7 protein-coding genes are annotated in these 6661 nt (G+C 69.9%); 3 read left to right on the top strand and 4 right to left on the bottom strand.

The window, feature by feature from the left end; all coding sequences use genetic code 11:
- Positions 1 to 53 precede the first annotated feature (53 nt).
- From qcrB to ctaE, 4 genes are read right to left on the bottom strand one after another with little or no spacing between them, the layout of a single operon-like run.
- The gene (qcrB, locus tag PLP61_RS11340) at positions 54 to 1811 is read right to left on the bottom strand and encodes a cytochrome bc1 complex cytochrome b subunit (RefSeq protein WP_324502823.1); all 1758 of its coding nucleotides are present in this window, start codon (positions 1809 to 1811) and stop codon (positions 54 to 56) included.
- Positions 1808 to 2878: a cytochrome bc1 complex Rieske iron-sulfur subunit gene (qcrA, locus tag PLP61_RS11335; RefSeq protein WP_324502822.1), complete on the bottom strand. Its 1071-nt coding sequence runs from the start codon at positions 2876 to 2878 to the stop codon at positions 1808 to 1810. Before qcrA ends, qcrB begins: the two co-directional genes overlap by 4 nt.
- Positions 2875 to 3747, bottom strand: coding sequence for a cytochrome bc1 complex diheme cytochrome c subunit (qcrC, locus tag PLP61_RS11330; RefSeq protein ID WP_349769226.1), 873 nt, complete (start codon positions 3745 to 3747; stop codon positions 2875 to 2877). Before qcrC ends, qcrA begins: the two co-directional genes overlap by 4 nt.
- A 30-nt stretch (positions 3748 to 3777) precedes the next feature.
- Entirely contained in the window at positions 3778 to 4425 is a 648-nt protein-coding gene (ctaE, locus tag PLP61_RS11325; RefSeq protein ID WP_502889034.1) for an aa3-type cytochrome oxidase subunit III, read from the bottom strand.
- Positions 4426 to 4490: 65 nt separating this feature from the next.
- On the opposite strand from ctaE, the gene PLP61_RS11320 reads away from it, so the two are divergent.
- From PLP61_RS11320 to trpD, 3 genes are all read left to right on the top strand, one after another.
- A complete protein-coding gene (locus tag PLP61_RS11320) occupies positions 4491 to 5417 on the top strand; it encodes a cytochrome c oxidase assembly protein (protein ID WP_324502821.1) in 927 nt (308 codons plus the stop codon).
- 10 nt (positions 5418 to 5427) lie between these two features.
- Complete coding sequence (locus tag PLP61_RS11315; RefSeq protein ID WP_324502820.1) at positions 5428 to 5850, top strand: Rv3143 family two-component system response regulator; 423 nt, start codon at positions 5428 to 5430, stop codon at positions 5848 to 5850.
- Between the two features lie 32 nt (positions 5851 to 5882).
- Positions 5883 to 6661 (top strand): anthranilate phosphoribosyltransferase (gene trpD / locus PLP61_RS11310; protein ID WP_324502819.1); only part of this gene is annotated, 779 nt, incomplete at its 3' end.

Genomic DNA, 6661 nt, shown 5'->3' with positions numbered 1-6661 from the left:
AGCGACGGGTCGGCGGTCAAACAGCGACGGGTCGGCGGTCAAACAGCGACGGGTCAGTGGCCGGGGCGCAGGGGGGCGTCCTTGGTGTCGTGCTGGTTGTGGCCGTCGAACTCGTGGCCGGAGGCGGGGTGTCCCTCCATCGGCACCTGGAGCTCGTGCTCGGTCTCGGCGTGGTGGTGACCCTCCTCGAGCTCCTCGGGCGTCGGCTTCTGCACGTTGTCGGCGAACATGAAGGCCGACAGCCGCGCCCGACGGCGCTGGCCGCGGGTGTGGGGATTGGCCACGCCGTTCTCGTCGACGTCCGACTCGAGCGCGTACACCTCGTCCCGGTCCCGCGCGGTCAGCGTGTACGCGCGCTCCTCGCTGAGCGGCAGGTGCTTCTCGGAGTAGCCGCCCTCCGGGGAGCGCATGATGATGCCGGTCTCGTAGCCGTGCAGCAGCTTCTCGCGGTCGTGCCGCTGCAGGGAGATGCACCAGCGCCGGGTGATGATGAAGGCGATCACCGGGCCCACGAACACCGCCGCCCGCATGAAGTAGGTGATCTGGTTGATGCTCAGGTGGAGGTTGATCGCGATCAGGTCGTTGCCACCGGCCGCCCACAGCAGCCCGTAGAAGGTCATCAGCGCGACCATCGTGGCGGTCCGGGTGGGCGCGTTGCGCGGGCGCTGCAGCAGGTGGTGCTCCCGCTTGTCGCCGGTGATCCAGGCCTCCAGGAACGGCAGCGAGATCAAGATGACGGTCATCACGCCGGGGAGCACGATGATCGGCAGGAAGACGTTCCAGGGCAGCGTGAAGCCCCAGAAGTGCGACTCCCAGCCCGGGAAGATGCGCAGCGCGCCGTCGGGCCAGCCCATGTACCAGTCGGGCTGCGAACCTGCGGTCACCTTGGAGGGGTCGTACGGGCCGAACTTCCAGACCGGGTTGATGCTCAGCAGACCGCCCATCAGCGCGGTGACGCCGAAGACGATGAAGAAGAAGCCACCTGCCTTGGCGGCGTACACCGGCAGCATCGGGTAGCCGACCACGTTCTCCTCGGTGCGACCGGGGCCGGGCCACTGGGTGTGCTTGTGGTAGACGACCAGCAGCATGTGCGCCCCCACCAGGGCGAGCAGCAGGCCGGGGATCAGCAGGATGTGCACGGCGTAGAGACGCGGGATGATCGACTCGCCGGGGAACTCACCGCCGAACAGGAAGAACGACATGTAGGTGCCCACGATCGGCACCGACTTCATGAATCCGTCCGCGGCGCGGATGCCGGTGCCGGACAGCAGGTCGTCGGGCAGCGAGTAGCCGGTGAAGCCCTCGAGCGTGCCGAGCAGAAGGAGGAGCGTGCCGATCACCCAGTTGATCTCCCGCGGCTTGCGGAAGGCGCCGGTGAAGAACACCCGCATCATGTGGATCAGCATCGCCGCCACGAACAGCATCGCCGCCCAGTGGTGGATCTGGCGCATCAGCAGGCCGCCGCGGACGTCGAAGGAGATGTTGAGCGTCGAGGCGTACGCCTCGGACATGTGGATCCCGCGGAGCTGGTCGTAGGAGCCTTGGTACTGGACCTCGCCCATGCTGGGGTTGAACCAGAGGGTGAGGAAGACCCCGGTGAGCAGCAGGACGATGAAGCTCCACAGCGCGATCTCACCCAGCATGAACGACCAGTGGTCGGGGAAGACCTTGCGGATCATCTTCTTCGAGGCCGTGGCCAGCCCGAGACGTTCGTCGGCCCAGTTGGCGAGCGCCGCCCCGCGACCCGGCTTCTTGGCCGACGCCGCGGCGTCGCGGTTGCTCGTGGCCACCTGGCTGGTGTCGACGCTCATTCGGAGTCACGCTCCCAGTAGCTCGGTCCGACGGGTTCGGTGAAGTCGCTCTGAGCCACCAGGTAGCCCTCGGCGTCCACGGCCAGCGGCAGCTGGGGGAGCGGGCGCGCGGCCGGGCCGAACACCACCTTGCCGCTGTCGGCCAGGTCGAAGGTGGACTGGTGGCAGGGGCACAGCACGTTGTTGGTGGTGCGCTCGTTCAGGGAGATCGGGCATCCGACGTGCGTGCAGATCTTGGAGAAGCAGACGATGCCCTCCACGGCCCAGTCCTCGCGGCCGTCGCCGGGGATGATCTCGTCGGGCTCCATCCGGAAGAGGATCACCGAGGACTTGGCCTTGGCCACCTGCAGCTCGACGCCCTCGAGCGGTCCGCCGTCCTCACCGCCGGTGAAGTTCGCCTCCGGCTGGCCGTTGACCAGGTCGCCGATCTCCAGCTGGTCGACCCGGATCGGGGTCCCCAGCACGTCGCGGACCACGCGCATGCCCTCGGTCCACAGCGTGTTCTCCAGGCCGGCCCCGGGCACGCCGCTGTCTGCGACCTGACTGGGGGTGGGGCCCAGGTCGCGCAGCGCGATGATGGGCAGGATGCCGACCAGCCCGAGCGACCCGAGCAGCGTGTTGCGCACCAGCGGGCGACGACCGATGCCGGACTCCTCGACCCCCTGGCTCACCGCTGCCAGCGCGACCTCCCGGTCGTCGGCCGACGAGGCGATCGGGTGCCGCTGCTCGGCGATCTCGTGGTCCCCCATGAGCTTGCGGGCCCACTGGATGACCCCCAGCCCGATGAACAGCAGGGCACCGCCGAGGGTGGCGCCCAGCGCCACGGTGGAGGCGCCCATGCCGAGAACGATCGTGGGGTCGTCGCCGATCTCGAACACGAAGTACGACACCACGAACAGCACGGCACAGACCATCGACAGCGTGAAGAACGTCGCGACCTGGCGCTCGGCACGCTTCTCGGCGTGCGGGTCGACGTCGGTCGGCCGCGGCAGGTGCGGCGGCAGCCCCGGATCGGGGATCGGGTCCCCCTGGCTCGGGACAGGAAGGTTCTCGTCCGAGTGGGTCACGAGTCTGCCGCCTTCTCCTTGCTGGAACGGGTGGAGTGCGCGGCGATCCAGACCGCGGCCCCGACGAGGACGCCGACGCCGAGGATCCAGGCCGCGAGACCTTCGCTGACGGGGCCGAAGGAGCCCAGGCTGAAGCCGCCGAAGTCGGGGTTCTCCTGGATGGAGTTCAGGTAGGCGATCACGTCCCGCTTGCCGTCAGGGGGGATGTTGCCGTTCGAGAACACGTCCATCGCCTGCGGTCCAGTGAGCATGGCCTCGTAGATGTGCTTGTCCGAGACGCCCCGGATGGCCGGCGCGTGGCCGCCGCGCGGCATCGCCCCACCCGAGCCGTAGAACCCGTGACAGGCCGTGCAGTTGGTGAGGAAGATCTGGCCTCCCCGGGTCACCGCGGCAGCGCGCTCCTCCTCCGAGAGCCCCTCGACCGAGTAGTCGTCGGGGGTGGGAATGGCCGGGCCGGGGCCGAGCCAGGCGACGTACGCCGCGAGTGCGGCGATCTCGCCCTCGTCGTACACCGGCTCCTTGCGCGGCGCCTGGGCGCCGGGCTGGGCCATCGGCATCCGTCCGGTGCCGACCTGGAAGTCGACTGCGGCGGCGCCCACGCCCACGAGGGAGGGCCCCAGCTGCTTGCCGTCCTGCGTGCGCACCCCCTCGCCGTTCTGGCCGTGGCAGGTCGAGCAGCCGACTAGGAACAGCTCACGCCCCTGCGCGACGAGCTCGTCGGTGCTCTGCGTCTGCTCCGCGCTTGCGGGGGAGAAGGCGGCGTAGAGACCACCCGTGAGCACCAGCCCGAGGAGCATGACCAGGAGTCCGGCCAGGCGTCCACGGCGGTGTCGTGAGACGAGTCCGGCGGAGCGGTTCAGGAGTCGCACCTTGTGTCCTATCGGGTCCGGGGTGGGCTGCTACTGGACGAGGTAGATCGTCGCGAACAGGGCGATCCACACCACATCGACGAAGTGCCAGTAGTAGGAGACGACGATGGCGCTGACCGCCTGCTCATGGGTGAACCTGCGCGCGACGAAGGTCCTGCCGAGCACGAAGAGGAAGGCGATCAGTCCGCCGGTCACGTGCAGGCCGTGGAAGCCGGTGGCCAGGTAGAACAGGGTCCCGTAGGCCGAGCTCGGGATGGTCACGCCCTCGTGGATGAGCTCGGCGTACTCCAGCGACTGGCCGGCGATGAAGACCGCACCCATGATGTAGGTCAGCACGAACCACTCGCGCAGCCCCCAGTTGCCGGGGTTCAGCACCGAGCCGGTCCGTCCCACCTGGCCCCGCTCGGCGGCGAAGACGCCCAGCTGGCAGGTGACCGACGAGAGCACCAGGATGATGGTGTTGATCGTGGCGAACGTCACGTTGAGCTTCTCGGTCTCCTGCGCCCACAGCTCCGGGCTGACCGCACGCACGGTGAAGTACGCCGAGAACAGGGCGGCGAAGAACATCAGCTCGCTGGAGAGCCAGATGATCGTCCCGACACTGACCATGCTCGGCCGGTCGATGTGCCCGTGCAGACGGGAGGCAGGAATCACGGAAGCAGTCGCCACGGGGGACATTATGGCCATAGATGGGGGTGAGGGCACCCCGACCCCCCTCCGAGTCCCGACATATTGTTCAGATCGTGGACAACACGGCGTGGGACACGACGGCCGCGCTCCCGGAGTGGGGCTGGGGTCGGCTCCTCTCCGAGTGGGGGCTGGACCCCTGGCTGTTCGTGGCCACGGTGTGGGTCGCCGGTCTCTACCTGGTGGGCGTGTCGACCCTGCGCCGCCGCGGGGACGCGTGGCCGTGGTCGCGCACGTTCTTCTTCGTCGTGCTCGGCATGGGGTCGTTCGCGTTCGCGACCCAGTCCGGGCTGGGTGCCTACGACACCACGCTGCTCAGCGTCCACATGGTCCAGCACATGATCCTGGCCATGCTGGTCCCGCTGGCCCTGGCGCTGGGGGCGCCGGTGACGCTGGCGCTGCGGACGCTGCCGCCCCGGCCGCGCCGCTGGCTGCTCGTAGTCCTGCACTCCCGGGTGGCCCGCGTGCTCACCTTCCCCCCGCTGACCTTCACGCTGTACGTGGTGTCGCCCTGGGCCCTCTACTTCACCCGGTGGTACGACGCCAGCCTGAGCTCGACGTACGTGCACGAGATGATGCACGTCCACCTCGTGCTGGTGGGGTCGCTCTTCTTCTGGCCGCTGGTCGGCGTGGACCCGGTTCCGGGGCGGGTGGCCTACCCCTTCCGGATGCTGATGATCTTGATGACGCTCCCGTTCCACGCCTTCCTGGGGGTGACCATCATGGGCGCCTCCACGCTGCTGGCGGGTGACTACTACGCCGCCCTGCGCGAGGGCCCGATGGCCGGCTGGCTGCCCACGGTCGCCGCCGACCAGCACCTCGCCGGGGGCATCCTGTGGGCCTCCGGTGACCTGGTCGGCCTGCTGCTGTTCGGGGTGCTCTTCGCCCAGTGGGTGCGCTCGTCGATGAAGGAGGCGGCGCGCGAGGACCGCCGGCTGGACCGGCTCGAGGTAGCGGCCCGGGCCAGGGACGCGGACCGGTAGCATCGGGCTCGTGAACGCTGCCAGCTCTGCCTCGACCGCGCCGCTGAAGGTGCTCGTCTACAGCGACGACGTCGCCGTCCGCCAGCAGGTGATCCTCGCGCTGGGCCGCAGGCCGCACCCGGACCTGCCGGAGCTGGAGTACGTCGAGGTCGCCACCGAGCCGGTGGTGATCCAGAACATGGACGCCGGCGGCATCGCGCTGGCCATCCTGGATGGCGAGGCCGTGCCCGCAGGTGGGATGGGCATCGCCAAGCAGCTCAAGGACGAGATCTTCCGTTGCCCGCCTGTCCTGGTGCTCACCGGGCGCCCGGCAGACGCCTGGCTGGCGACCTGGTCGCGGGCCGAGGCCGCTGTCCCGCACCCGATCGACCCGATCCAGCTGGCCGAGGCGGTGGTCGCGCTGCTGCGTCCCCGCGTGCCGGCCGTCGGCTGACCCGGCCTGTTCACCGGCCTCGAGACGACGCGATGACCCACGACTGGCCCGAGGTGCTCTCGACGCTGATCTCTGGAGGGGACCTCAGCGCCGAGCAGACCGGGTGGGCGATGGGCGAGATCCTCGCCGGTGAGGCCAGCCCCGCCCAGATCGCCGGGTTCGCGGTCGCCCTGCGCAGCAAGGGGGAGACCATCGACGAGGTGTCCGGCCTGGTCGAGGCGATGTACGCCGAGGCCACGGCCATCCGGGTTCCCGGACGGGTGCTCGACGTCGTGGGCACCGGAGGGGACCGGTCGATGTCGGTCAACATCTCCACGATGGCGGCGATCGTGGCCGCCGGCGCCGGTGCCCGTGTCGTCAAGCACGGCAGCCGGTCGGCCTCCTCCCAGTCGGGCAGCGCGGACGTGCTGGAGGCGCTGGGCATCCGTCTCGACCTGCCGGCGGACCGCGTCGCGGAGGTCGTCGAGGAGGTCGGCATCACCTTCTGCTTCGCCGCGGCCTTCCATCCGGCGCTGCGCCACGCCGCCGTCCCGCGCCGCGAGCTGGGCGTGGCCACCACGTTCAACTTCCTCGGCCCGCTGGCGAACCCGGTCCGTCCCGCCGCCCAGGCGATCGGGTGCGCGGACACACGGATGGCGCCGGTGATGGCCGGCGTCTTCGCCCGGCGCGGCGTCGACGCGTGGGTCTTCCGCGGTGACGACGGCCTGGACGAGCTGACCACCACCACCACGTCGTCGGTGTGGGTGGTGGGTGGGGGCACGGTGCGGACCGCGACGGGCGACCCGTCCGCCCACGGGCTGGCCCCGGCGCT

Source organism: Nocardioides sp. (genome assembly GCF_035429765.1).
In the GTDB taxonomy this organism is placed as follows: Bacteria; Actinomycetota; Actinomycetes; order Propionibacteriales; family Nocardioidaceae; genus Nocardioides.
Note: the sequence above shows the minus strand (reverse complement) of the source record. Positions and strands in the feature narration are given on the sequence as shown.

What these genes read in the sequence shown, in the direction of transcription:
- qcrB (WP_324502823.1), bottom strand. Translation starts at nt 1,811, where the DNA reads ATGAGCGTCGACACCAGCCAGGTGGCCACGAGCAACCGCGACGCCGCG.
- ctaE (WP_502889034.1), bottom strand. Translation starts at nt 4,425, where the DNA reads ATGTCCCCCGTGGCGACTGCTTCCGTGATTCCTGCCTCCCGTCTGCAC.